A 25591-nucleotide genomic window follows, 5' to 3' on the forward strand; every position below is an offset into this window, starting at 1 on the left:
CCGAAGCCCAGCCCATTGGTGGTGCTCCTGGATGGCAGTTCACAGCCAGTTGCTGAGGAATTGCTTCATCGCCTCTTTATACTGTTCTCCGATGGTGATATTGATGCCCCCGATCTGTACAGTGTTTTTGGTGACTGCGTCAATTTTATCGAGCGAGATGATAAATGAGCGGTGTACCCTCATAAAAAGGCGGGTGGGGAGTTTATCCTCAAGCGATTTCAGCGTAATCAGGGATAACAGGGGTTTGGTCTCGCCCGCCAGATGGATCTTTGCATAATCTTTTAACCCCTCGATGTAAACGATATCTTTTATGGCCACCCTAACCAGCTGATACTCGACTTTTAAAAAAATGTATTCTTCATTATCGGCGGTCGGTTGTTTGGCAGTTAACATCTCGGTATAGGTTTTGGCCTTGTGAGCTGCTTTTAAGAACTCCTCATAATCATAAGGTTTTAAAAGATAATCGAGCGCATCCACTTTATATCCTTCTATCGCATAATTGTTAAAGGCAGTGGTAAAGATTACCCTTGGTTTTGCGTTTCCAGGTTTATTTTCCAGTGTTCTGGCCAGTTGGATCCCGGTTAGATCGGGCATTTGTATGTCCAGGAAAATAAGGTCTATGTGCTGATCGTGCAAAGCTTCTAAAGCTTTTATGCCACTCGAAAAGCTACCCACCAATTTTAGGAAAGGCGTTTGCTCAATAAAACTACAGATCAAACCAAGCGCCAGTGGCTCATCGTCAACTGCTATGCAATTCAGTATCATCGAGGGTTAGGTTTAAGTTAACAATAAATGCTTTGGTATCTTCTGTGACATGTGCACTAAAGGTATGCTTACCGGGATATAACAATTCGAGCCTTCTTTTGGTGTTGCTTAAGCCAATTCCACCATATTCATCAGCTGTTATCGAATTGTTTTTAAAAATGGAGTTTTTTACGACCATTGTTAGTTCTTTATCCTGCAATTCGAGGGATATGGATATGGTAGAGGGCTCAGTTGTACTGACTCCATATTTAAAGGCATTTTCGATATAGGGAAGGAACAGCATGGGAGCAATCTGAGGGTCGGACTTAAGTGTCGGCTCCTCAAAAACCACAGTAGTCGTATCGTTTAAACGCAGTTTCATGAGTTCAATGTAATCGACAATAAAAGAAACTTCTTTGCTGAGTGGGGTGATGCCCGACTGCGTTTCGTAAAGCAGGTAGCGCATCATGCGCGACAACTTGTGTAGCGCTTTTCTGGATTTATCGACATCCACGTGCGTTAACGCATAAATGTTGTTTAAGGTGTTAAAAAAGAAATGAGGATTGATCTGTGCTTTTAGAAAGGACAGTTCTGAACCGATCTTTTCTTTCTCGAGGGCCTCTCTGCTTTGTTTATCGGCCTGCCATTTCTGAATCAGGGTAACGCTGGTACTGATACCTACCATAAATAAGGTCATCATGATCTGGAAAACATCAATTCTATCTGATCTTTTTGGCGGCCGGGGTATTCCTAATTCACGAAACGCCTTTGACATCAACTCAGGTAAATTCAATGCGTTATCTATGATCTTTACGAAGGGGCCGGCTAAAATGGCTATGGCCAGAATAACCAATACAAAGGTGAGTGTTTTGTTTTTTAGCAGGAGCTGAGGGACAAGGATTTTGCTGTTCACATAAAATACAGCGATCAACATCACCAGGATACAGCCCTGCTTAACCCAGAATTGAGGAGGTAATGTGATATTCCATGATAAAGGCTGGTGAAAAAGAAGCACGAAAGCAAATAGCATCCATGAAAATATATGGAGTAATATGCTAAGATAGGAACGGCTTTTTAGGGAAACCATTGGTTTAAAATTTAATGATTATTAAGTGTGTACAAGGTAGGGAACCTATCCAGATAAGTGCAAATGTTTCCGTCGATTCATAACAGCCCTCCGTCGATGTGTTTGATATGCCGGTCTATCGCGTTTTTTTTAGAGGCTAAATAGCTGTTGATTTGACCAGTTAATACGGTTTTTTATATAGAGATATGTCAAAATTAACAATGAAAATCCTGCTGCTTTTAGCCGTCACCTGTTTTAGCCTCCGGGGCTTTAGTCAGGATACCGCATTAAAAGTTTTGCCGCCGGTCTGGGATCTGGAAGCATGCCTGCAGTACGCAAAGACAAATAATATTCAGCTTAAGAGTTTGCAACTGGATAAGCAAAGCGCCCAGCAGGATAAGTTGCTGGCAGAATCGGCATTGCTGCCTGATCTATATGGCTCGGCTTCGCAATCCTTTAATCATTATAACATGGCTACCAATGGGAATTCCGGTGGCCTTAATTATTCAGGGTCATATGGTTTAAGCTCTTCGTGGACGCTATATAAAGGAGGCTACCTTAAAACAGACATAAAGCAAAAAGATTTGTCCGTCCAGTCGGCCAACTTCGCCATTCTGGAAAATGAAAACGACATCACCTTACAGATTACGCAGGCTTACCTGAGTATACTTGTAGATAAGGAGAGTATCATTTACAATGAGGACTTGGTAAAAACATCCCAGGCTCAGCTTGAACAGGCAAAACGCCAGTTTGCGGCAGGATCGGTGGCCCGTAAAGTTGTGGCACAGTTTGAGGCACAGCTGGCATCGGATAAATACAACCTGACGACTTCGCAGAATACCCAGCGCCAGGATAAAATATCCCTAAAGCAGTTGTTGCAGTTACCTGATGCTAAAGATTTTGATGTAGTAAAACCAGATACTGTAATTTCGACAGGAAGCATCACCGATCTGAGCACCGTACAGCAATATGCTTTGCAAAACCGCCCGGAAATAAAGAATGCAGAACTGGGTGTACAGATTTCGGACCTTGGGCTTACCAAAGCGAAAGCAGGTTATCTGCCCTCGTTAACACTGGGTGCAGGCATGGGGACAAGTTATGCGAAAGACCCAAACTACAATGCCTTTAGACAGTTTGATAATAACTTTTATCAGCAGGCGGGCTTAACCTTGTCCATCCCAATTTTTACAAAAAGGCAAAATAAAACCAATGTTGCCAAAGCAAAGATTGATATCGCGCAATCTAAACTAGCTCTGGAAAACACAAAGACCACGCTGGCCCTGAATACAGAGAAAGCCTACATCAATGCGCAGAATTCCCAGGGTCAGTTCGCATCAGCAGCAGAGCAATTGAAATTTAACCAGGAAGTGTACCGTATTGCCAATCAGGAATTAAAGATTGGGGTTGCCAATATTGTAGACTTCTACCAGCAAAGGAATTTATATGTACAGGCCATGCAATCGTACATACAAGCAAAATATAATGCAGCTCTGGCTGCAAGAATCTATGAGTTTTACTTAGGAACACCCATTAAATTATAAGTCATGAAGTCCAGAAAAATTATTCTAATCATTATCTCCATTATAGTTGTACTTGGTTTAGTATGGTACTTCTTTTTGAGGACTAAGGAACAGCCCGTAATGCTGACCAAAGAGCAGCCTTCGAGAGGTTCAATTTCAACAAGTGTAACTGCTACCGGAACGGTGCAGCCGGTGGATACCGTTACCGTAGGTACGCAGGTATCGGGAACCATTTCTGCATTATATGCCGATTTTAACTCAACCGTTAAGAAAGGACAGTTACTTGCAGAATTGGATAAGACACTGATACAGGCCACAGTTGATCAGGCGAAAGCCAGTTTGGCACAATCTCAAAGTAACCAGACCTATCAGCAGGCAAACTTTAGTCGCCAGAAGCAATTGTTTGAAACAGGATCAATCAGCAAAGCAGAATACGATCAGGCTTTAAATACCTTGCAGGTGGCAACCGCTAATGTAAGTAATGCAAAGGCACAGCTGAGATCGGCAGAAAGGAACCTTTCCTTTACACAGATCTATTCTCCAATAGATGGGGTAGTATTAGGGCGAAGCGTTAGTATAGGGCAAACCGTTGCGGCGAGCTTTAATACACCAACAATTTTTACCATTGCCAAAGACATTACGAAAATGCAGGTTCAGGCAAAGGTGGATGAGGCAGATATAGGCAATGTAGTTAAAGGTCAGCGGTCAACTTTTACCGTTGATGCCTTTATAGACGATACTTTTAACGGAACAGTAAAGGACATCAGGTTACAGCCATCCATATCAGCAAACGTAGTTACCTACGCCACACTGATTGATGCGCCAAATGATGATAAGAAACTAAAGCCCGGCATGACTGCGAACATTATAATTTACACCAAAGAGGTAAATGATGCTTTGCTGGTTTCGGCCCAGGCCTTAAAATTTAATCCGGATTCGAGTTTACTTAAAGAATATGAAATTGTGCCATTGCCAGGCAGGGGAATGGGGAGAAAAGGCGGTAAAGGCAGGATGAGAAAGGACACCAGCGCGACTAAGCAACTGAAAGCGCCAACCGGAGAAACAGAAAAGATGGAACCTTCTTTTGTGTGGGTATTACAAGGCAAAAAGCTTATTCAGAAAAGAATAAAAACCGGGTTGAATGACAATACACATGTAGAGGTACTTGAAGGGTTGAATGCAAATGATGTAGTGATCAGTGGTATGGAGGGCGGTTCGGCAGGAATGCCGGCAGCAGCAGCTTCAAGTCCATTTATGCCAAAAAGACCAGGAGGAAACAGACGATGAGCAACAAGATCCTTCAAATAGAAAATGTAAAGCGTGAGTTTAAAATGGGTACCGAAACGGTGAGGGCCTTAAAGGGGGTTTCATTTGATGTGGATTCGGGCGAGTTTTTAACCATAATGGGGAGCAGCGGGTCTGGTAAAACCACTTTGCTGAATATGCTGGGCTGTTTGGATAAGCCTACAGAGGGAACTTATATGCTCGATAATGTAAACGTAAAAGAGCTGACCAGAGACGAACTGGCAAAATTAAGGAACCATAAGATTGGCTTTGTTTTCCAGTCGTACAACTTATTGCCACGTACCTCTGCGCTTGAAAATGTGGAGCTCCCATTACTGTATAACCCCACTATTGGTACCAAAGAACGGACAGAGCGCGCTATTGCAGCCTTACAGGCGGTTAAGCTTGATGGAAGGTTTGATCATATGCCAAACCAGTTGTCGGGCGGACAGCAGCAGCGTGTTGCGATTGCTAGGGCATTGGTAAACGAGCCTGTTATGATCCTTGCGGATGAGGCTACCGGAAACCTGGATACACGAACATCTTACGAGATCATGTCGCTTATGCAGGAGCTGAATCAAAACGGTAAAACCATTGTATTCGTTACCCACGAGCCGGATATTGCTGCATTTAGTACCCGCACAGTGATGCTAAGGGACGGAAAGGTTCAAAAAGATTCGATGAATAAACACATTCGCTGGGCAAAAGAAGCTTTGGCTTCTCTGCCTGCGACAGACGATTATTAAGAAGAAAATTATGAAATTTATTAATCTCATCAGACTGGCAATTAAAGCCCTGCAACGCAATAAACTACGTGCACTGTTGACCATGCTGGGCATTATTATAGGCGTGGCATCAGTAATTACGATGATGTCTATTGGCGAAGGCTCAAAGCAAAGTATCAATGCTTCGCTGGCTAGCATGGGTTCGAATATGATTACCATTATGCCCTACAGCAATGAACCCGGTGGCGCGAGGATGATGGGCAGCAGTCTTAAAACGCTTACCATTAAGGATGTAGATGCCCTGAAAAAGAATGCTGTTAATATTGCAGAAATTTCTCCGCTGGCATCTTCAAGCGGACAATCCATTAACGGTGCGGCCAACTGGCCTACTTCTATTCAGGGAGTGAGCCCGGAATACCTGGATATCAGAAAGCTATCCGTTAAAGAAGGGATCATATTTTCCGAGCAAGACGTGAGGTCCTCGGCCAAGGTCTGTTTACTGGGCAAAACAGTGGTTGATAACCTGTTCCCCAACGGAGAAGATCCGATTGGCAAGATCATCAGGTTTGGTAAAATCCCATTCCAGGTCATAGGCGTGCTAACGCCAAAAGGTACAAGTAACTTTGGCCAGGATCAGGATGATATCATTATTGCCCCGTATACGACGGTTCAGAAAAGGATTTTATCATCCATTTATTTTGGACAGATCTATGCATCGGCAACCAGTGAAGCTGCTTCGGACGCTGCGGTTGCAGAAATAACCAGTACACTTAGAGAAACGCACCGTTTACGAGATGCTGAGGACAATGACTTTCAGGTCAGAACACAGGCGGAATTGATGACGATGATGAATTCTACAAGCAGTATGATGACTGCGCTGCTAACCGCTGTTGCCAGTATCTCGCTGGTAATTGGAGGGATAGGAATTATGAACATTATGTATGTTTCGGTTACAGAGCGTACCCGGGAAATCGGTTTAAGGATGTCGATAGGTGCAAGGGGTATAGATATTTTATTACAATTCCTGATAGAGGCTATTGTGATTAGTGTAACCGGCGGGGTAATTGGTGTGGTATTGGGCGTTTCGGCAGCCCTGATTGTTCCGGCTTCGTTGAACTGGCCGACGGTAATTTCTGAATTCTCTATTGTAATCTCCTTTTTGGTTTGTGCGATAACGGGAATTTTCTTTGGCTATTATCCGGCATTGAAGGCATCAAAATTAGATCCTATAGAAGCGTTAAGGTACGAGTAGTGATTTTTTATGAACTCAATTGTCGCAGAAAATAGAGTCTTAACCTATGAATTTAGCCCGTTGATCTCAATTAACATTTGTTAACATATGAATTTATAAAATTCGCTTCCAGAATATGAAGCGAATTTTACTGTTACTTGGATTTACAGGCGTCATGAGCATTAGTGCCTGGGCGCAGCGCCCGCTAAAAACGCAGGCCACAATTGATGGGTTTTACAGCCTGCCTATGGCAAGGATGCTGGATACCCTTTCGTTGAAATGCAAGACCAGGATCATTTATGAACCTGAGATGCTTAAAGATTATATGGTAACAGACCGTTACCTGAATGAACCGGTAAAGGATGTGCTGGGAAAGATTTGCCGGGAGAATAAATTGTATTACTGGCTGGATCCGGATCAGAACATTTACATCATCCGCAAGCCGGAAGATGTGGGCCGTTTAAAAAAGATAGCCGGTGATAAACCGGTGTTTAAAGAAGTGCCGTTAAACCAAACAGCGCTGCTGAAGGCAGAAGAAGTAGAAAGCAGTAAGATGGAACCATTTAAAATAAGAGGAAGGGTGGTAGACAATGCCAGTGGCGAATCTTTGCCTGCGGCAATTGTAAAAGTTCGTCATACGGGTATCAGTACAGCGACCAATGCCGATGGTTATTTTACACTTTTAAACGTGCCTTCGGATACCTGTGTACTAGATATAAACTATATCGGTTACCGCCCGGATGTATACGCATTAAATAAAGCGAACATTAAAGCAGAAGTTATTATAGAACTTTTTCCGGCGGTAAAATCACTAAATGAGGTAACCATAACCGATAAAAGAAGAGACAACGCGATGAGTACCGACAAGCGAAGGGTAAGTGTACTGCAGATTTCTCCGTCAAAACTTGAAGAACTCCCTAACATTGGAGAAAAGGATATCCTCAGGTCATTTCAGCTCATGCCGGGTATTAGTGCCAGTAACGAATCTTCATCGGGTGCATATGTAAGGGGAGGCACTCCTGACCAAAACCTGGTGCTTTTTGATGGTTTTACGGTTTACCAGGTTGATCACCTGTATGGATTTTTCAGTGCATTTAACAGTAATGCCGTTAAAGATGTGACTTTGTATAAGGGAGGTTTCTCCGCAAAATATGGCGGGCGATTATCAAGTGTTACCGATATAGTAGGCAAAGAAGGGAATAATAAAGAAACCAATATTGCCGGAGATCTGAGCTTACTCAGTGCGAATGTGTTTTTGGAAAAACCGATCAACAGTAAATCAACGCTGTTGCTGGCTTACAGGCACTCCTATCAGGGACCATTATATAACAAGATCTTCAATAAATTCAACAGCAGCACAACTGTTGCTTCCGGACCAGGGGGTGGACGCATGGGAGGCGGCCCCCCGGGTGGCGGAGGCGGAGGTTTTGGCGGAGGTGCTACAACTGCTACCGTACCCTCGTCGTCTTTTTATGACCTGAATGCCAAATATACCTATGCCCCGGATGACAAGAACAGGTTTTCGTGGAGTATTTACCAGGGAAATGATAACCTTGACAACAGCAGGGATGTCGCATTGCCTTCGTTCTTGTCGGGCGGTGGTAGTATCAGCTCAACCGATAAAACAACTTATGGCAACCTGGGATCGAGCTTGAAGTGGTCGAGCCGATGGAACTCCAGGTTATATTCCAATACGTTGCTCAGTTATTCGACCTATCATAGTGACAGAGACAACAGCAATACCATAACCGTTCAGGATAGCGAAGGGGTTGACCAGGAAATCTCGACAGGGACATTTGAAAAGAACAACCTTAAAGACTTTAGTTTGAAATCTGACTGGGAATGGCAGGCTGCGGGTAAATTAAAGGTGTTGTTTGGCGGATTTGCATCCAGACAAAATGTTTCTTACCAGAACAGTTTAAATGATACCAGTACCTTGATTAACCAGCATACAAAAGCGCTTACCAGTGGCGGGTATGCCGAACTGGAGATTAATCCCGTAAGTAAGTTGCAGTTGAATCCGAGTTTGCGCAGTACCTATTATGACCTTACGGGAAAAGTATATCTGGAACCCCGGTTTTCGGCAACTTATACGCTTACAGATCGCTTTACACTTAAAGGCTCAACCGGAAAATTCTATCAGTTTACAAACCGGGTAATTAAAGAAGATATTCTGGCAGGCAGCAGAGATTTCTGGGTGCTTTCTAACGGAAGTACTATTCCGGTAAGCTCTGCCCTGCATTACATAGCCGGATTTAGTTATGAAACAGACCAGTTCCTGATTGATGTAGAGGGTTATTACAAAAGCCTGGATAACCTGAGTGAATATTCGCAAAGACAAACCGGCAGGAGGATGGGGTCGGCCGGGACACTGGAAGAACATTTTTACAATGGGACCGGCTATACAAAAGGAGTTGAGTTTTTATTGCAAAAAACACACGGCAAATACACCGGCTGGCTGAGTTATACCCTCTCAAAGGCAGTAAATAATTTTGAGGTGTATGGGGGAGAGTTCCCTGCAAATCAGGACACCGGCCATGAATTTAAGCTGGTTAACGTTTATCATAACGGTAAATGGACCTTTTCTGCAACCTGGATCTATGCCACAGGAAAGCCTTATACTGCGCCCTTGACCAGCTATACGGTTAATGATTATTCCGGCAGAAGCCACACTTTCTTAACCATTAGCGAGAAAAACGGGGCCCGCATGCCGGCCTACCACAGGTTAGATGCTTCGGTTACCTATGATCTGATAAAAATTGACAGCCGTAAAACCGGGAGTATCGGGTTTTCGCTCTTCAACATCTATAACAGATCAAACATTTGGTATAAACAATACTCAATCGTAAACAATCAGGTGCTTACCTCTAATGTAAATTACCTTGGTTTCACCCCTAATATTACACTAAGCTTAAAATGGAAATAAAGATACCTACCCTACTTACCGTTGCATTAGCCGCTTTTTTTATATGCTCCTGCAAAAAGGACAGCACATTAGATGATGATTATTCCAGACCCGTGGTAGAAGGTTACCTGGTACCCGGAAAATCGGTCCTTGTGAAGGTTTATTATCAAAAATACCTTGATGATACCATCTCATTGGGTTTTCCCCTTACCGATTTAAAGCTAAAAATATCAGACGGCGCCAAAACAGTTGAACTCTCGGAGCGTACCGATGGAAACTACGTTTACAGTGATACGACTTTTATAACTGAACATAAGACCTATTCACTCAGTTTTGAGTATAACAATAAAACGATCAGCTCAGAAACTACGGTGCCTGATAAACCTACAGGCTTTGTGACTTCTGATTCGCTTCAAAAAGTACCGGTAATGGATTTTGGAACAACGCCTGCGACTTTTGTTCCGATAACCCTGAGCTGGAACAATACTACCGGCGGACATTATATGATAGTGCTGAAGAATACGGAGACCAGCAGGACAAGCACAAATCCGAGAAATAACGGGTCATACAGAGACACCGAAGTGATTCTGGGACAGGTTTCGTCCTTTCAGACCCAGCAGATGACCTTTAATTACCTGGGTAATTACCGGGTGCTGCTGTTTCATATCAATAAAGAATATAGCGATGCTTTAAATAACAATGGCGGCAGTTCATTAAACCTGACCAACCCTTATACCAACATTGTGAATGGGCTGGGCATTTTTACCTCCATGCAGGCTGACAGTTTAAAATTACGGGTGTATCAGTAATGAAGAATTCGAAATACTGGCGCTTAATAAGCGCTATGGCCCCCTTGCTCATTTGGTTGCTGGTACTGAGTTTGCCATTTCTATCGAGATTTGGAGGCGCCCCGCCAGAATTTAGAAATGACATGCTTAAAAACCTGTTCCTTTCTAATATTTTGCTCATTATCATTTTCTATGTACACAGTTTTGTGATTTATCCGATAAGAGAAAAAAAGAATGGCATGTATTTTTATGTGCTGCTGCTGGTTGTGACCTTGCTTTTGTTTATGCTGGCAAATCACTTTTTGCATCCTGAAATGCCCAGGTTTGCGGATCGGCGGATGGCCCATCCGAAACCCTTCATGAATGTATTGCCCTTCACTTTTGTGATTGTGGTTAGCTTCAGTTACCGTCTTTATATGGATAAGGTCATTCGTGATAAACATATAAAGGAACTTGAAAACATTCAACTGAAAACCGAGCTGGAATTTTTATCCTCTCAGATCAGCCCGCATTTTATGTTCAATGTGCTGAATACGCTGGTTTATATGTCGAGAAAGAAACCGGAACTGATAGAACCCTCGCTGATCAGTTTGTCGCAATTAATGCGCTATATGCTTTATGATAGTGACGAAGGCAAGATCACACTTACAGAAGAAGCAGAATACCTGAAGAACTACATCAACTTGCAATTACTAAGGTTTGGCGATGATATTCAGGTAAACCTTTACCTATCGGGGATAACTGATGAATATAGGATTGAACCGATGTTTTTAATCCCCTTTGTAGAAAATGCCTTTAAACACGGGATAGGGATGCTTCCTGATCCGATAATAGATGTTTCGATTGCCGTTGAATMCAGTAAGCTTTATATGGAAGTAATGAACGGGATTGCGCCGGTAAGAACCTGGCCATCAACATCAGATAAAAGGGATTCGGGAATTGGACTGGCCAATGTGCGCAGGCGGCTGGAGCTGATTTACCCTCAGAACCATGCATTAAAAATAGAAGAAACCGATAATACCTACGTAGCTAAACTTCAAATCAACTTATAAATGAATTGTATATTAATTGATGATGAAAGCCCGGCGCTGAAGCTGCTGGAAGATAATGTACGGCAAATACCCTATCTAAATGTGGTTGCTTCTATCCGCAGTCCGATGCAGTTATTTGATCTGATAAAGGCGCAACAGATAGACCTGCTGTTCCTGGATATTCAGATGCCGGGCATAAACGGTTTAGAGTTGTTGCGCTCGTTGAAACAACCTCCAATGGTGATTATGGTGACTGCTTATCCCGAACATGCATTAGACGGATTTAATCTGGATGTGGTGGATTATCTGGTGAAACCGGTGCAGTTTTCGAGATTTTTTAAAGCAGTTGAAAAAGCACGAGAACTTTATCAGGTGAGGCAGGTAAAGCCTAAACCGGCTCAACCGGAAAATGATCATGTATTTGTAAATGCAAATTATTCCCTTGTTAAGGTGAGGATGCAGGACATCACTTTTATTGAAGGCCTTAAAGATTATGTGCGGATCAATATACAGGATGGCAAACAGGTAATTACCAGGATGGGGCTGAAGGGGGTAGAGGAAAAGTTAAGCTCGGGAAGGTTTATGCGCATTCATAAATCATACATCATTTCTCTGGAAAAGATTGAATCTGTACAAAAGACACAGGTGATTATTGCTGGTACCGAAATACCCATTGGAGAGGGATACCGCCATACGCTGCAGGCATATGTTAATGGAAAAAATCTATAAATTTTAATAAACTCTTATGAATATTTTTAAAAATGAGACCAATAAAGGTCTGGATGTATTGTTTGTTTTTTTGATGATTACCCTGGCTATCATGTTATTCAGTTCCTGCAAAAAAGAAGCGGCAGACACCACGGGCCTTTCCTCATTAACGATTATCAATGCATCGCCTACCCTGGCTACTTATAATGCCTATCTGGATGGGACAAAAGTAATTGAGAGCGCTTTGCCATTTGGAGGTGTAATTCCATATGCTACCCTGACTGAAGGAGACCATACCCTAAAGTTTACTGCAGAAAGCGACCTAACGGCGCTGCTGAGCAAAACGATAGCAATAGAGACCAATAAGGCCTATTCTTTTTTTGTAATTAACAAAAACGAGAACATGGATGGGCTGTTGATTTCAGATACGCCTGATGCTTATTCCACTGAAAAGGCTTTTATAAGATTTGTAAACTTATCGCCCGATGCCCCTGCGCTTGATCTGTCTTTGAATAATGATACGACAAATCTGGTTACTGACAAATCTTATAAAGCGGTTAGCAGTTTTACGGAAATTACCCCGGGAACTTATTCTCTTGATACAAAGAATGCTGCTGAAGGAACAGTCATGAGCACTTTGAGCAGTACTGTTTTAACAGCGGGGCAGTACTACACAGTTATGGCGATAGGATTGGTACAACCGAATGATGTAGGGGAATCATTTAAATTGCAAATATACATCCACAAATAAGACGTACTATTTTTCGTTTTTGCCAACCATGTAAACCTTACGGCCACATGATCCGCATGCGTATCTTTTCAGGTCAAGCCAAAATAAAAATGATTTAACTAAAGTGCCTCTTTTAACTCTCGAATCTAAGTCTCCTTGTTTGCAATAGGGGCATTTTTTGTAGGTTTTGTTGGCATTTAACCAGGTGATTTCTGAGGTTTCCATTTCTTGGACGCAATAAAATTATCGTTGAACTTAATTATTCGGTATAAATAAGTTTATTTATTATTAACAAATATAATCAATAGGTTATCGGTGGGCAAGGAAAGGAAAGAGAATTAAGTCCTGATTTATAATGCAGGACTTAATTTTGTCGGGACTTGGCATACTCAGAAGGCGTCATACCGGTATGTGACTTAAACTCAGCGAAAAAGGCACTTCTTGAGGAGAAGCCACCTTCTTTTCCTAAAGCCTCTATGGTAAGGTGTTGCCATGCAGAGGTGTTTTGCAACTTGCTTCTGACATAATCAACCCTGTAGTGATTTACAAAGGCAGTGAAACTCTTTTTGTAATGAAAATTTAATACATGTGAGAGCTGATGGGTGGGTACCCTTAGGTCGGCTGCCATCTTGGGCAGGGTTAAACCATGCTGTTTAAATGCCTCCTGATCCCTCATGTAATCTTCAATTAACTCAAAATAAGTTTGTACTGAAGCCTCATTTGGCTGTTTCGCCTTTTTCAAAATCTTATGGAGTGTTTCGGGCTTTATATCCAGCAGATCAGCAATATATTGAGGGGGAATTCTCTGTATATTATGATTTGTTGTGCTGAGGTAGAATTCATATTTCTCCTGGGCTGACCCCATTCTTACCAGATTGGACCGCTGGTGTGCAGATTTGTAAAAGGATTCGACTATTTTTCTGATGATGATGTTCAGCTCAAATGAGGTTTGAAGCCACTGCAGCAGGTTATGTATGGGCAAGCCGATGAGATGAGAATCCTCTACAGCGTAAATACTTTCGCCGGAGGGCCCGTCGCCGTACATTCCTTTTATAGCTGAAACAGATTCACCCTCCAGGCAGATATAAGTAGTAAGTTTTTTATTTTTAAGTGTGGTATAACCAACTACCAAACCTTTAATGATGAGATATAAGTATTCGCTCGTTTCGCCCTGCTTAAGCAGGTATTCATTTTTTTTAGCCCGTACATCAAACAAACATGCTTTAATTTCGTTTTCGAGTGCTTTGGGAAGTGGGTGATAGGAAGAAAGATGATTGATGACCAGATCCATTAACTCTGGATCTGGCTTTACAAATGGTTGATGCCTTAACGCTGAGGCATTTGGCATTAGGAGGCCATTGTTTTTGTAGTTCTGCTTACGGCAATCTTTTTTACGGTATTAATAATTGCTGCTGTGTCATAACCACATAAAGCCCATAATTCGGCCTGCTCACCATGTTCAATAAAGTCATCAGGAATACCTAAACGGATTACCTGAGCATTGTAGGCATTGTCGGCCATGAATTCAAGTATTGCACTCCCCACGCCACCTTGCACACACCCATCTTCAATTGTTATGATGTGTTTGTATCTTTTAAATACATCATGAAGCATGGCCTGGTCTAAAGGTTTGGCAAAGCGAAGGTCGTAATGTGCAGGATGTATACCTTCACTATTCAATTCTTTGCATGCATCTACCGCAAAGTTACCCACGTGACCAATGGTAAGTATGGCGACATCTTCGCCGTCACAGATTTTTCTGCCTTTTCCTACTTCTAATGCTTTTAGCGGACGTTTCCAGTCGACAATAACGCCGTTTCCTCTGGGATAACGTATGGAAAAAGGCCCCATATTGTCTTGCTGTGCGGTATACATTAAATTACGTAGTTCTTCCTCGTTCATTGGGGCAGCAACCGTCATGTGAGGAATAGAACGCATATAGGCCAGATCATAAGCACCATGGTGTGTGGCACCATCGGCACCTGCCAAACCTGCGCGATCCAGACAAAAAATAACATTTAAGTTTTGTATTGCAACATCATGAATGACTTGATCATAAGCTCTTTGCATAAAGCTTGAGTAGATGTTACAAAATGGAATAAGCCCCTGAGTGGCCAATCCTGCGGAAAAAGTAACGGCATGCTGTTCTGCAATACCCACATCAAACGCACGGGCAGGCATTGCCTTCATCATGATGTTCATTGAAGATCCGGATGGCATAGCGGGAGTTACACCTACAATTTTTTTATTGGCTTCAGCCAGCTCAACCAAAGTATGGCCAAAAACATCCTGATATTTTGGAGGTTGTGGTTTATCAGGAACAGATTTTTTTATCTCTCCGGTAATTTTATCGAAAAGGCCAGGTGCATGCCACTTTGTTTGATCTTTCTCTGCCAGGGCAAAGCCTTTTCCTTTTACGGTTACACAATGTAAAAGCTTAGGGCCGGGGATCTCTTTTAAATCTTTAATGACCTGGGTTAGGCGGACCACATCGTGACCATCAACCGGGCCGAAATATCTGAAGTTCAGCGCTTCGAACAAATTACTTTGTTTAAGCAGCGTACCTTTTATACTTTTCTCAATTTTCTTGACAAACTTATGCGCATTAGGTCCAAGCTCAGAAAGCTTAATAAGCACATTAGAAATGTCATCGCGGAAGCGGTTGTAAGATTTTGAGGTAGTAATGTTTGTTAAATATTCTTTTAGTGCACCAACGTTAGGATCGATAGACATGCAGTTGTCGTTCAGTATCACTAACAGGTTTGAATTTTCAATACCGGCATGATTTAATCCTTCGAATGCCAATCCGGCGGTCATGGCACCATCTCCAATCACTGCAACGTGCTGACGATCGGTTTCTCCTTTATAGTGCGAAGCTACGGCCATGCCCAAAGCTGCTGAGATGGATGTAGAAGAGTGGCCTACACCAAAAGTATCATATTCGCTTTCACTGATTTTTGGGAAGCCGCTAATGCCGTTTAATATCCGGTTGGTATGAAAAACTGACCTGCGTCCGGTAAGAATTTTGTGTCCGTAAGCCTGATGTCCAACGTCCCAGACTAATTTATCGTATGGGGTGTTTAATGCGTAATGTAAGGCTACTGTAAGCTCAACAACGCCAAGACTGGCACCAAAATGTCCACCATTTACACTAACCACATCTATAATATATTGACGAAGTTCCTTGCAAATTTGTTCAAGGTCTTGTTCCTTATACTGCTTTAAATCAGTAGGATAGTTTATGTTGGGTAGTAATGGACCGTTAATATCTTCCATGCAGGGGTTTTATCAATAGAAATACAAAGTAAGGTATTTTGTTATCAAAGTAAGAAKGAAAATTGCTAATTTTACAAAAATATACTTCGATAAATGACTAGAGATACTTTAATTTTTKATTTGATTGACAGGGAATTGGACCGTCAGGAAAATGGACTTGAACTGATAGCTTCAGAAAATTTTGTAAGCAAACAGGTAATGGAAGCCGCTGGTTCTTGTTTAACAAATAAATATGCTGAAGGCCTTCCGGGCAAAAGATATTATGGTGGATGCCAGGTAGTAGATGAGGTGGAAACCATTGCTATTGAACGCGCAAAGAAACTTTTTGGTGCGGAATGGGTGAATGTACAACCACATTCTGGTGCACAGGCAAACGCTGCTGTAATGCTTGCGGTAATTCAACCCGGAGATAAGATTTTAGGATTTGATCTTTCTCATGGTGGTCACTTAACTCATGGTTCTCCGGTTAACTTTTCAGGAAAATTGTATCATCCGTTATTTTACGGAGTTAAAAAAGAAGATGGTTTAATTGATTATGCTAAACTTGAAGAATTAGCTTTAGCTGAACGTCCAAAATTAATCATTGTTGGTGCTTCTGCTTATTCAAGAGAGTGGGATTATGCTTTTGTACGCAGTGTAGCTGATAAAATTGGCGCATTGGTAATGGCAGATATTTCTCATCCGGCAGGTCTTATTGCCCGCGGATTATTAACCAACCCGCTTCCTCATTGCCATATCGTTACCACAACTACACATAAAACATTACGTGGCCCACGTGGCGGTATGATTATGATGGGTAAGGATTTTGAAAACCCATTTGGTTTAAAAACACCTAAAGGCGAAATCAGAATGATGTCGTCAGTATTAGATATGGCTGTTTTCCCGGGTACACAAGGTGGTCCTTTAGAGCACATTATCGCTGCAAAAGCAATTGCTTTTGGTGAAGCTTTGAGTGACGATTATTTAGCCTACGTTAAACAAGTACAGGCAAATGCACAGGCAATGGCAAAAGCATTTGTATCAAGAGGTTACGGAATTATTTCTGGTGGAACTGATAACCACCTGATGCTGATTGATTTAAGAAATAAAAATATCACAGGGAAGCTTGCTGAAAATGCGCTTGAAAAAGCCGACATTACGGTAAATAAAAATATGGTTCCTTTTGATGATAAATCTCCATTTGTTACTTCGGGTATACGCGTAGGAACTGCTGCTATAACTACAAGAGGATTTAAAGAAAAAGAAATGGAACTTATTGTTGATCTGATTGACCAGGTAATTACCAACGCTGAGGACGAAAATAACCTTAAGCAGGTAAAACAGAAGGTAATTGAATTGGTAAGTAAGTTCCCCCTATATAAATAGAAAGGGAGTTGTAAATTAAATGTTATCGAAGAGCCGGGATTCGTCTGCCAGTGAAAGCGAGCGTATTAAAGTATTGCATGAGTATAATATTTTGGACACCCCTTCAGAGGAGAAGTTCGACAATATTACCAAGCTTGCTACTTTAATATGTAATGCACCTATTGCGGTTATTGTTCTGGTTGATGAAAGCCGGCTCTTTTTGAAATCCTTTATCGGTATCGGCAATGGAGACGTTTCAAAGGAGGTGTCTTTTAGTGCAGAAACCATTAAAGGAAATGAGATACTTGAAATACAGGATACTTTAACCGATAAAAGATTTAAAGATCATCCTATGGTTACCGGTAAACCCGGTGTCCGTTTCTATGCAGGCGCACCACTTCTGGATGAAAATGGTTTTAAAATAGGTGTTATTGCAGTGTTTGATGTAGTCTCACGATGCTTAACCAATGACCAGAAAGATGGTTTGGTAACACTTGCCAATGAAACCATTACCCATATTACTTTAAGAAAAAAAACAATAGAGCTGGAAGCCAAAACCAATCGTTTTGAGGAACTGCTAAATCTTTCGACAGTTTCGCCAGAGATTCATTGTATTTTAGATTACTCAGGTAAAATCCTGTTTATAAATGATGCGGTAACCAGTATACTTGGTTATACGGTTCCCGAATCTATAGGACTAAGTATTTGGAAGTTTTGCAATAAAGAAGACATCAGCAGGTTGGTGGAAATTATTGAAGAAGGACTAAAGAAAAAGGTTAAAGAATTCAATGTAGAATTCAGGGTAAAGAGCAAGCATGGCCAGTTGCGTTGGCTGAGCTGGAATATGGTGGCCCGCCAGGGACGCTGGTATACCTATGGAAGAGACATCACCGAAAATAAACGGGTAGAGAGTGAGTTGGTAAGGCTGTCTTTTGTAGCCAGTAAGATCAATAATGCGGTGGTGATCAGCGATGCCAATAACCATGTAACCTGGGTGAACGATGCCTTTGAAAAGATCACGGGATTTACCATCAATGATTTGAAGGGGAAGCGCCTGGGTGATTTGATCATTGGCCCCAAAACGGATTTGGAGCTATTGAAAAAAGCAAGGCTCCTGATCAAACAAAACAGGTCTTTTACGGTAGACCTCCTTTCGTATAGGAAAGACGGACAACCCATTTGGTTGTCTATTTACAATACAGTGGTGCTGGATGATAAAGGAAAGGTTGATATGGAGGTGGAGATCATTATAGACATTACTGAAAAGAAAAAGGCAGAAGAAGAACTGCAGGTACTGTCTTTGGTAGCCAGTAAAACCAATACTGGAGTTAACATCTCAGATGCCGAAGGCAAAACGACCTGGATAAACCAATCCCTTAAAAAGTTAACCGGTTATTCTTTGGCCGAGCTGAAGGGCAAGGAACTGGGCGATGTGCTTTCTAAAGACGAAGCGCATAAAGAGCTGATCTTAAGCTCCCGGGCAAAGTCACTGAAAAATGAATCTTATGAGATAGAGGTACAAGCCAAAACCAAGGACAGCCAATCTATCTGGCTTTCGGTTTCCAATACCCCAATTATAAATGATAAGGGTTCGCTTGAACGTCAGATTGATCTGATCTCGGATATCACTCAGCGTAAGCAAATAGAGCATGAGTTGCTCGAGGCTAAAGAGCAGGCGTTGCAGCTGAGTGAGGCGAAGGAGATGTTCCTTTCTGTAATGAGCCACGAGATCAGGACCCCATTAAATGCAGTTATTGGGATGACCCATTTGCTGATAGATAATGATCCTAAGGCATCGCAGCTGGAAGATCTGAATGTGCTTAAATTTTCTGCGGAAAACCTTTTGCATATTATTAACGACATCCTGGATTTTACAAAAATAGAAACCGGTAATCTGGAACTGGAAGCTATACCATTAGACATTAAAAGCCTGGCCTGCGATATTGTGAACTCCTTACAAATTAATGCCGCGCAAAAAGGGGACAAGCTGACATTGGCATGTGATGATCAGATTCCGGTGAATATTCTTGGGGATAAGACCAGATTGTATCAGATCCTGATGAACTTACTTGGAAACGCAATTAAGTTCACAGATTATGGGACGATAGAATTAAAGATTGAGCTTGTCAGCGAAAATGAAGAAGCTGTGGTGATGCGCTTTGTGGTAAAGGATAATGGTATTGGAATTCCTGAGGATAAACAATCATACATTTTTGAAACATTTACTCAGGCTAAAACTGATATATCACGGAAGTATGGAGGCACAGGTCTTGGTTTGGCCATTACCAAAAAGCTGCTAAAGTTATATAAGTCGGACATTAAAGTAAAAAGCAAGGAAGGAAAAGGGACCGAATTCTCTTTCGATATTCAATTTAGCAAAGCGACACAAAAGACCGGACTTGTTAAATCAGTAGAACCGCCGGCCTCATTTATTGGAAAAAGGATATTGGTTGTTGATGATAATGAAATTAATATTCTGATTGCAAACCGCATACTTAGTAAATGGGGATTTGACCTTGAATTTGCCAGAAATGGTAGGGAAGCCATTGAGAAGGTAATGACAAAAACCTTTGACCTTATTTTTATGGATATTCAAATGCCAGGTATTGATGGGTTTGAGACCACAAGTATTATAAGGGAGCTGGATGATGAGTATTTTAAAACCATTCCTATAATTGCGCTTACTGCATCTACACTTCAGGATGAAAATAGCAAGTTCAAAGCTTGCGGGATGAATGGGCATATATTGAAGCCATTTAAGCCGGAAGAAATAAAGAATATTATCGCTATAAACTTCTCTAAGTAGTAAAATTGAATTGGATTTGCTGTAAAAGATAAAGGGCCGATAGTCCATTTGCATGGAATTATCGACCCTTAAATTAACGCTCTCGTAACAAAGGAACGAATTATTTCTTAATTGCCAAAAAATAAAAGACTTATTTGACAATAAAAAGTGAAAAAAGTAAAGGGCCGGTATTTCTATTAAGAATACCGACCCTTACCATCTAAATTAACGCTCTCATTAACATAAACGACCTTATCTTGAAATTGTTATAATTGAGGTGTTTTTTTTTAATTATGCTGGTAGCACCCGAGTTCTGAAGGGAATGTTCTGGGCCCGTTATTAAGGTCTTTGTTTAAGAAAAGATTAAAAGCAGGGTCGGCACTTAAATCGCGGCCTTTATGTAATACAGCGCTATTGTTCTGAAGCAGAAAATTGTATTTGATGGGATCTATAAAACCGGGATCAATATTTAACAGATTAAAACTGCCCTCATAGGTTTTTAGCATCGTTTTAATCGCGTTGTTGCTCAGTTCCGTTTCGATAGCTGCAGTGCTTTTTTTATCAACAAGAAACTCTTCAGTTAAGCTTCCCCAAATGATATTATTGACCAGCAGGATTTTTAAATTTTTTGAGGGATATCCGCTCCCTGCATCAGAGAAATACAGACATGGTGTTCTGCGCGATAACTTTGTATTGTAGCCGGCAAATGTATTTTGCTTGAGGTTATATCTTCCTCCGGAAACACCATACAAAAGATATTGACCGGCATTGTAAAACAGATTGTTAAATGCATCCAATTCAGCATTGTAGCCTGCAAGACCGGCAATGGTCATGTTCTTTATGATGCTATTGGTAAGTACTAGTTTGGGTGTGTTATTTGTGGAAAGAGAATCGACAGTGACGCCTATTACTGCATTTTTGATCTGGGTGTAATGGAGTTTTGAATTGGAACTGCTGCTATAAAAATGGATACCATGCCATTGTCCGGGTTCCTCGGCATACATGCCTTCCATTCGGTCTCCCGAAAATAAAACGGGATTGGTGGCTGTGCCGGTCGCTAACAGTTTTCCTTTAATATTCATTCCTGAATTTTCATGAAAAAGCACTTTGGTGCCGGGGAGGATTGTTAGTGTAGTTTGTGGGGCAACCGTTACAGATTTGTAGATGATATAAGGCAGCGCACTATTCCAAGTGGTGTTTGACGTGATGGTTTGGTTGTTTAAAAAAACGGCATTTTGTCCGTAAGCTATAAGTGCAACAGATTGCCGGTTCCCATTTGTATTGAACACAATGGAATCCTGCGCAATAAATGGTTCTGTTTGGTTGTTTGCATCAATGGTAGCCTTTACGTAGATACTGATAGAATCTTTACCGTCAATTTGAAGGTTGGATTTCTGGTTAACAGATTGTCCGTTTATGATGAGGCTAAAATTAGAGCCGGCACCACCACCGAGTTTGATTTCACTGATGTTAACCGTTTTTACATTTGGGTTATAAACCCTAATCCGTTTATTGGTAGATCCTGCAGCAGTAAATACCGTATCGAAGAGGAGGGTGTCGGTAGAAAAAGAGAGCTTTGCTTTAGCATCCGTAGTTATTCCTTCGGATTTACGGCAGGCCGTAAATGCCAGGAAAAGGAACGCAAAAAACAGATGAGACAAACGCATTTAACAAACTTAGATAAATTTATTATGCAAAGACAGCGATGTTTAATTAAGTTCATTCGCTAGTTTTTCCCTTTTTAGGATTTAAGTGGCTGGACCTGATGATTAATTTTGCTGTTTTACGGCGAGCTGACCACAAGCCGCATCAATATCTTTACCGCGGCTGCGTCGGATATTTGTGGTGATGCCCTGGCTTTTCAGGTAATTAGAGAACGCATCGATTTTATCGCCTTCAGCATTCACAAAATCAGCAAACTGAATCGGATTGTATTCAATCAGGTTAACCTTGCAGGGAACATGTTTGCAGAACTTTGCAAGTTCCATGGCATCTTCAATTTCATCATTGAAGTGATTAAACACAATGTATTCGTAGGTTACTGCGTTTTTGGTTTTGGAATAATAGTATTTTAATGCTTCTTCAAGCGCTTTTAGGGTATTGTGCTCATTGATAGGCATAATCTCATTGCGCTTTTTATCATTGGCAGCATGTAATGACAGGGCAAGATTGAATTTAACGCCATCATCACCCAATTTTTTTATCATTTTAGAGATGCCTGCTGTAGACACGGTGATTCGCTTGTACGACATATTTAAGCCATCGGGAGCGGTGATCCGCTCTATCGACTTTAATACATTGGCATAATTAAGCAGGGGCTCACCCATACCCATGTAAACGATATTTGTCAATGGGGCATTGTAATTTTGCTTAGCCTGCTGGTCAATTAATACTACCTGGTCATAAATCTCATCAGCATTGAGGTTACGTTTACGATCCATATAGCCTGTTGCACAGAATTTACAGGTTAAGCTGCAGCCAACCTGAGAGCTTACACAAGCGGTCATGCGGTCGTCCATTGGAATTAAAACACCTTCTACAATGTTGCCGTCATATAGCCTGAATGTATTTTTGATGGTATGGTCATTACTGAATTGAGAGTTGTTAACCTCCACTACGTTGATGGCATAATTTTCATCAAGCTTAATTCTAAGCTCTTTGGAAAGATTACTCATCTCTGCAAATGTGCGTGCTGATTTTTCCCAAAGCCATTGGTAAACCTGTTTGGCCCTGTAAGAAGGTTCTTTCATGGCGGTAAAGTGCTGTTGCAGCTGCGCCAGGTTTAATGAACGTATATCAGTTTTCTTTGTAGTAAGCATTTGGTTGCAAAGCTACCTAAAAAATATTCTTTCCCCGTCATTGATAATTCATTTCAACGCGGAGGGTAGCTGAAACCAGCAACTATTAGCGTTTGGGACTTCTGGTTTTTGCAGCCGGGGCACCGGATCTGCCTTTTGTTGGTCTTACCGGTCTTTTGCTTGGTCCGTTGTTTTTGTTCCAGTCAGTACTTGAAGCAGCGGATTTGAAACCTCCGGCAGATTTTGGTGCTGATTTACCTTTGCCACCAGCGGGACGATCTGCTCTGCTTACCGTACCTGACGATGCCTTGCTATTAGGTTTTTTAGGGCCTCCAGGTTTGCCTGAAGATTTTCTTGGAGTTACATTTTCGGATAAATCTTCTTCTGCCCTGGCTTTAGGTTTTTTATTTACTCTTTTAGGAGCGGCACTTTCGGAACTTGATTTTGCAACCATGTTAAATATCTCAGTCTGCTCTGCTGGGGTGAGCTCGCGCCATTCGCCAACAGGAATGCCTTTTATACTGATGTTCATGATCCTAACACGTTCCAGCTTGGTTACTTCAAAACCAAAATGCTCGCACATCCGTCTGATTTGTCGGTTTAGCCCTTGAATCAGTATGATCTTAAATACAAAAGGACTTTCCTGAGTTACTTTACATTTTTTGGTCATTACGCCCAATACCGGTACACCTTTGGCCATGCCGGTTAAAAATGATTCAGTAATAGGTTTATTTACAGTAACTATGTATTCTTTTTCGTGATTGTTACCTGCTCTGAGTATTTTGTTTACCAGGTCGCCGTTATTGGTAAGGAAGATTAAGCCTTGAGAGTCTTTATCCAGACGCCCGATCGGGAATACCCTTTCACTATGATTTACATGGTCAACAATATTGCTTTTCACACCAGCCTCAGTAGTACTGGTAATGCCAACAGGTTTGTTGTAAGCAATAAGAACAGAGTTCTCGACCTCTTTAGGTTCAATAGTCTGTCCGTTAACCGTAACAATGTCTCCAAAGATGACCTTGTCGCCAACCTTAGCCCGTTTGCTGTTGATAAATACATTGCCTTGCTCAATATATCTGTCGGCCGCTCTACGGGAGCATAAACCGCTTTCACTAATGTATTTATTTAATCGGATGCTAGAATCAGACATGGATATTGGAGTTATAAATTGATTTCTTTTTTACAAAGGAATCAATTTATAACCAAATATGCTATCAAAATATTTTTAAGCAACTTATTTTAGGAAGAAAAGCATGGTCATTCTGATCACAAAATGACCCCATTTTAAAATAAAGCAAATCATTTTAAAAATCCATTTCATCAGCACTGGGACCAAAACTTCCTGGAATTGGGATGTTAAGAAGCCTTAAAAACACCCCTAGTTGAGCCCTATGGTGGATAATTTGATTAATACTCATTCGGATTACATCTGCTTTAGGTTCAACACTATAAATCTGTTGTCCATTTCTTAAGGTCCAGTCCTTATCTAAAAGACTTTCGTTTTCTTCTTTAAGCTCAGATCTGCCATCGGCCAGTGAACTTTCAAAATAAGCCAGTAATTCTTCAGTAGTATTTACATCAGCAGGTTGATAAGGGTTATCGGCGAAGTCAAGCTCGTCGGTTTTGATGGCCATTGTAATCCAGGTTGGCAGTTCCGCAATGTGAGTGGCCAGTCGCTTAATGGTCATGCTTTTTTCATGTGGCTGCCATTCAAACTTATCAGTTGGCACTCTTTGCAACATTTTGCGCGTGGTTAAAGCCTCTTGTTCCAGTTCCTTTAAATACATTTTAATTCTGCTCATAACTTTGTTTTTTGTTTTGTAGAACAAAGTAAATGAGGGCAACTGACAACCCTATGGCAGTCTGTTTTGAGAAAGAAAATTTATTTTAATAATTGACTGGAAGGAGCTTCATATACTCACTTAATTGCATGTGCTCGGTTTTTCGGAATGGGATTTCTAAATTTTTTACGGACTCAATTCGGGATACCTTGAAATCACGGTATTCGCAGCGGAGGTGGCACCATGCGATTAAATGCCAGCTGAATGCATAAAATATGAGTCCAATTGGTTCCAGCTCCCTTTTAGTGGTTTGCACTTTGTTGTTTGTATATGCAATTTCTATGATGCACTGCGAGGAAATGGCGTTTTGTAAGGCCGAAAGGTATTCAAATTCATTTTTTATTGAATCGGGCAGTTGCAGTATCATGTTGTTGTTCAGCAGTTCCAGTTTCTCTTTCTGATTGCTGCGCAATACCGCTTTGACCTTATTTAAGGCAGTGGTATAATGTTTAAGAATAGATTGATCGGTGAAGCCGGAAACCAGACGTTCCATAATTAATAAAGCATTGGCTTCTTCAGAATTAAACGATACGGGTGGGAGAAAGTATCCCTGGACAATGAAGTAGCCTTTTGGCTGCTCGAAGCTAATTGGAATTCCCTGTTCAGTAAGTGCTTTAATGTCGCGATAAACGGTACGGATGCTGATCTCAAATTGATCCGAAATTTTGTCGGCTGTAACATATTTTTTTGTCTGAAGTAGGACAAGTATTCCAAAAAGTCTGTCTATCCGATTCATTTATAGGCTTGTTGATGTTTTGCAAATTGATATAAAATAGCTTTAGCGGGTACTAATTTATAGATTTCTGCGCTTA

The 25591-nt window shown here is 41.4% G+C and carries 20 protein-coding genes; 11 read left to right on the top strand and 9 right to left on the bottom strand.

The window, feature by feature from the left end; translation table 11 throughout:
- Positions 1 to 39 precede the first annotated feature (39 nt).
- Both AC1DDK_RS21730 and AC1DDK_RS21735 read right to left on the bottom strand, forming a co-directional pair.
- A complete protein-coding gene (locus AC1DDK_RS21730; RefSeq protein WP_288882757.1) occupies positions 40 to 765 on the bottom strand; it encodes a LytR/AlgR family response regulator transcription factor in 726 nt (241 codons plus the stop codon).
- Complete coding sequence (locus AC1DDK_RS21735) at positions 740 to 1831, bottom strand: sensor histidine kinase (protein WP_337717853.1); 1092 nt, start codon at positions 1829 to 1831, stop codon at positions 740 to 742. Before AC1DDK_RS21735 ends, AC1DDK_RS21730 begins: the two co-directional genes overlap by 26 nt.
- A 185-nt stretch (positions 1832 to 2016) precedes the next feature.
- Between AC1DDK_RS21735 and AC1DDK_RS21740 the strand changes: the two genes are divergently transcribed.
- From AC1DDK_RS21740 to AC1DDK_RS21780, 9 genes are all read left to right on the top strand, one after another.
- Positions 2017 to 3351 carry a TolC family protein gene (locus tag AC1DDK_RS21740; RefSeq protein WP_337717855.1) on the top strand — a complete coding sequence of 445 codons (1335 nt, stop codon included), beginning with the start codon at positions 2017 to 2019 and terminating at the stop codon, positions 3349 to 3351.
- Positions 3352 to 3354: 3 nt separating this feature from the next.
- Positions 3355 to 4617: an efflux RND transporter periplasmic adaptor subunit gene (locus tag AC1DDK_RS21745; protein ID WP_288882753.1), complete on the top strand. Its 1263-nt coding sequence runs from the start codon at positions 3355 to 3357 to the stop codon at positions 4615 to 4617.
- A complete protein-coding gene (locus AC1DDK_RS21750; protein ID WP_048903561.1) occupies positions 4614 to 5360 on the top strand; it encodes an ABC transporter ATP-binding protein in 747 nt (248 codons plus the stop codon). The genes AC1DDK_RS21745 and AC1DDK_RS21750 overlap by 4 nt, the downstream gene beginning before the upstream one ends.
- Before the next feature lie 10 nt (positions 5361 to 5370).
- Positions 5371 to 6591 carry an ABC transporter permease gene (locus AC1DDK_RS21755; protein WP_288882752.1) on the top strand — a complete coding sequence of 407 codons (1221 nt, stop codon included), beginning with the start codon at positions 5371 to 5373 and terminating at the stop codon, positions 6589 to 6591.
- Positions 6592 to 6706: 115 nt separating this feature from the next.
- Entirely contained in the window at positions 6707 to 9496 is a 2790-nt protein-coding gene (locus AC1DDK_RS21760) for a TonB-dependent receptor (RefSeq protein ID WP_288882750.1), read from the top strand.
- Complete coding sequence (locus AC1DDK_RS21765) at positions 9487 to 10284, top strand: DUF4249 domain-containing protein (RefSeq protein ID WP_337717857.1); 798 nt, start codon at positions 9487 to 9489, stop codon at positions 10282 to 10284. Before AC1DDK_RS21760 ends, AC1DDK_RS21765 begins: the two co-directional genes overlap by 10 nt.
- Positions 10284 to 11315, top strand: a complete 1032-nt coding sequence (locus tag AC1DDK_RS21770; RefSeq protein WP_477634051.1) for a sensor histidine kinase — start codon at positions 10284 to 10286, stop codon at positions 11313 to 11315. Before AC1DDK_RS21765 ends, AC1DDK_RS21770 begins: the two co-directional genes overlap by 1 nt.
- Entirely contained in the window at positions 11316 to 12023 is a 708-nt protein-coding gene (locus AC1DDK_RS21775) for a LytR/AlgR family response regulator transcription factor (protein ID WP_288882746.1), read from the top strand.
- 16 nt (positions 12024 to 12039) lie between these two features.
- A complete protein-coding gene (locus AC1DDK_RS21780; RefSeq protein ID WP_337717859.1) occupies positions 12040 to 12753 on the top strand; it encodes a DUF4397 domain-containing protein in 714 nt (237 codons plus the stop codon).
- A 343-nt stretch (positions 12754 to 13096) separates the two neighbouring features.
- Here the strand turns inward: AC1DDK_RS21780 and AC1DDK_RS21785 are convergent, their stop codons facing one another.
- Positions 13097 to 14080 carry a helix-turn-helix domain-containing protein gene (locus AC1DDK_RS21785; protein WP_288882743.1) on the bottom strand — a complete coding sequence of 328 codons (984 nt, stop codon included), beginning with the start codon at positions 14078 to 14080 and terminating at the stop codon, positions 13097 to 13099.
- Positions 14080 to 16008, bottom strand: a complete 1929-nt coding sequence (gene dxs / locus AC1DDK_RS21790; protein WP_172661960.1) for a 1-deoxy-D-xylulose-5-phosphate synthase — start codon at positions 16006 to 16008, stop codon at positions 14080 to 14082. Before dxs ends, AC1DDK_RS21785 begins: the two co-directional genes overlap by 1 nt.
- Before the next feature lie 93 nt (positions 16009 to 16101).
- Here dxs and glyA point away from each other — a divergent pair, with 93 nt between their 5' ends.
- On the top strand, positions 16102 to 17373 hold the full coding sequence (gene glyA / locus AC1DDK_RS21795; protein ID WP_477634052.1) for a serine hydroxymethyltransferase: 1272 nt from the start codon (positions 16102 to 16104) through the stop codon (positions 17371 to 17373).
- 19 nt (positions 17374 to 17392) lie between these two features.
- Complete coding sequence (locus AC1DDK_RS21800; RefSeq protein ID WP_288882739.1) at positions 17393 to 20158, top strand: PAS domain S-box protein; 2766 nt, start codon at positions 17393 to 17395, stop codon at positions 20156 to 20158.
- A 266-nt stretch (positions 20159 to 20424) separates the two neighbouring features.
- On the opposite strand, the gene AC1DDK_RS21805 is transcribed toward AC1DDK_RS21800, so the two are convergent.
- The 5 genes from AC1DDK_RS21805 to AC1DDK_RS21825 all read right to left on the bottom strand — a co-directional run bounded on the left by AC1DDK_RS21805 (position 20425) and on the right by AC1DDK_RS21825 (position 25515).
- Entirely contained in the window at positions 20425 to 21804 is a 1380-nt protein-coding gene (locus AC1DDK_RS21805) for a hypothetical protein (protein WP_288882737.1), read from the bottom strand.
- Between the two features lie 102 nt (positions 21805 to 21906).
- Complete coding sequence (gene rlmN, locus AC1DDK_RS21810) at positions 21907 to 22956, bottom strand: dual-specificity RNA methyltransferase RlmN (RefSeq protein ID WP_288882735.1); 1050 nt, start codon at positions 22954 to 22956, stop codon at positions 21907 to 21909.
- Between the two features lie 85 nt (positions 22957 to 23041).
- Positions 23042 to 24088, bottom strand: a complete 1047-nt coding sequence (rluF, locus tag AC1DDK_RS21815) for a 23S rRNA pseudouridine(2604) synthase RluF (RefSeq protein WP_288882734.1) — start codon at positions 24086 to 24088, stop codon at positions 23042 to 23044.
- Between the two features lie 154 nt (positions 24089 to 24242).
- Complete coding sequence (locus tag AC1DDK_RS21820) at positions 24243 to 24740, bottom strand: DinB family protein (RefSeq protein WP_172661954.1); 498 nt, start codon at positions 24738 to 24740, stop codon at positions 24243 to 24245.
- Positions 24741 to 24825: 85 nt separating this feature from the next.
- Positions 24826 to 25515 carry a helix-turn-helix transcriptional regulator gene (locus tag AC1DDK_RS21825; RefSeq protein ID WP_172661953.1) on the bottom strand — a complete coding sequence of 230 codons (690 nt, stop codon included), beginning with the start codon at positions 25513 to 25515 and terminating at the stop codon, positions 24826 to 24828.
- Between the last annotated feature and the right edge of the window lie 76 nt (positions 25516 to 25591).

The organism is Pedobacter sp. 05T44, assembly GCF_056395985.1.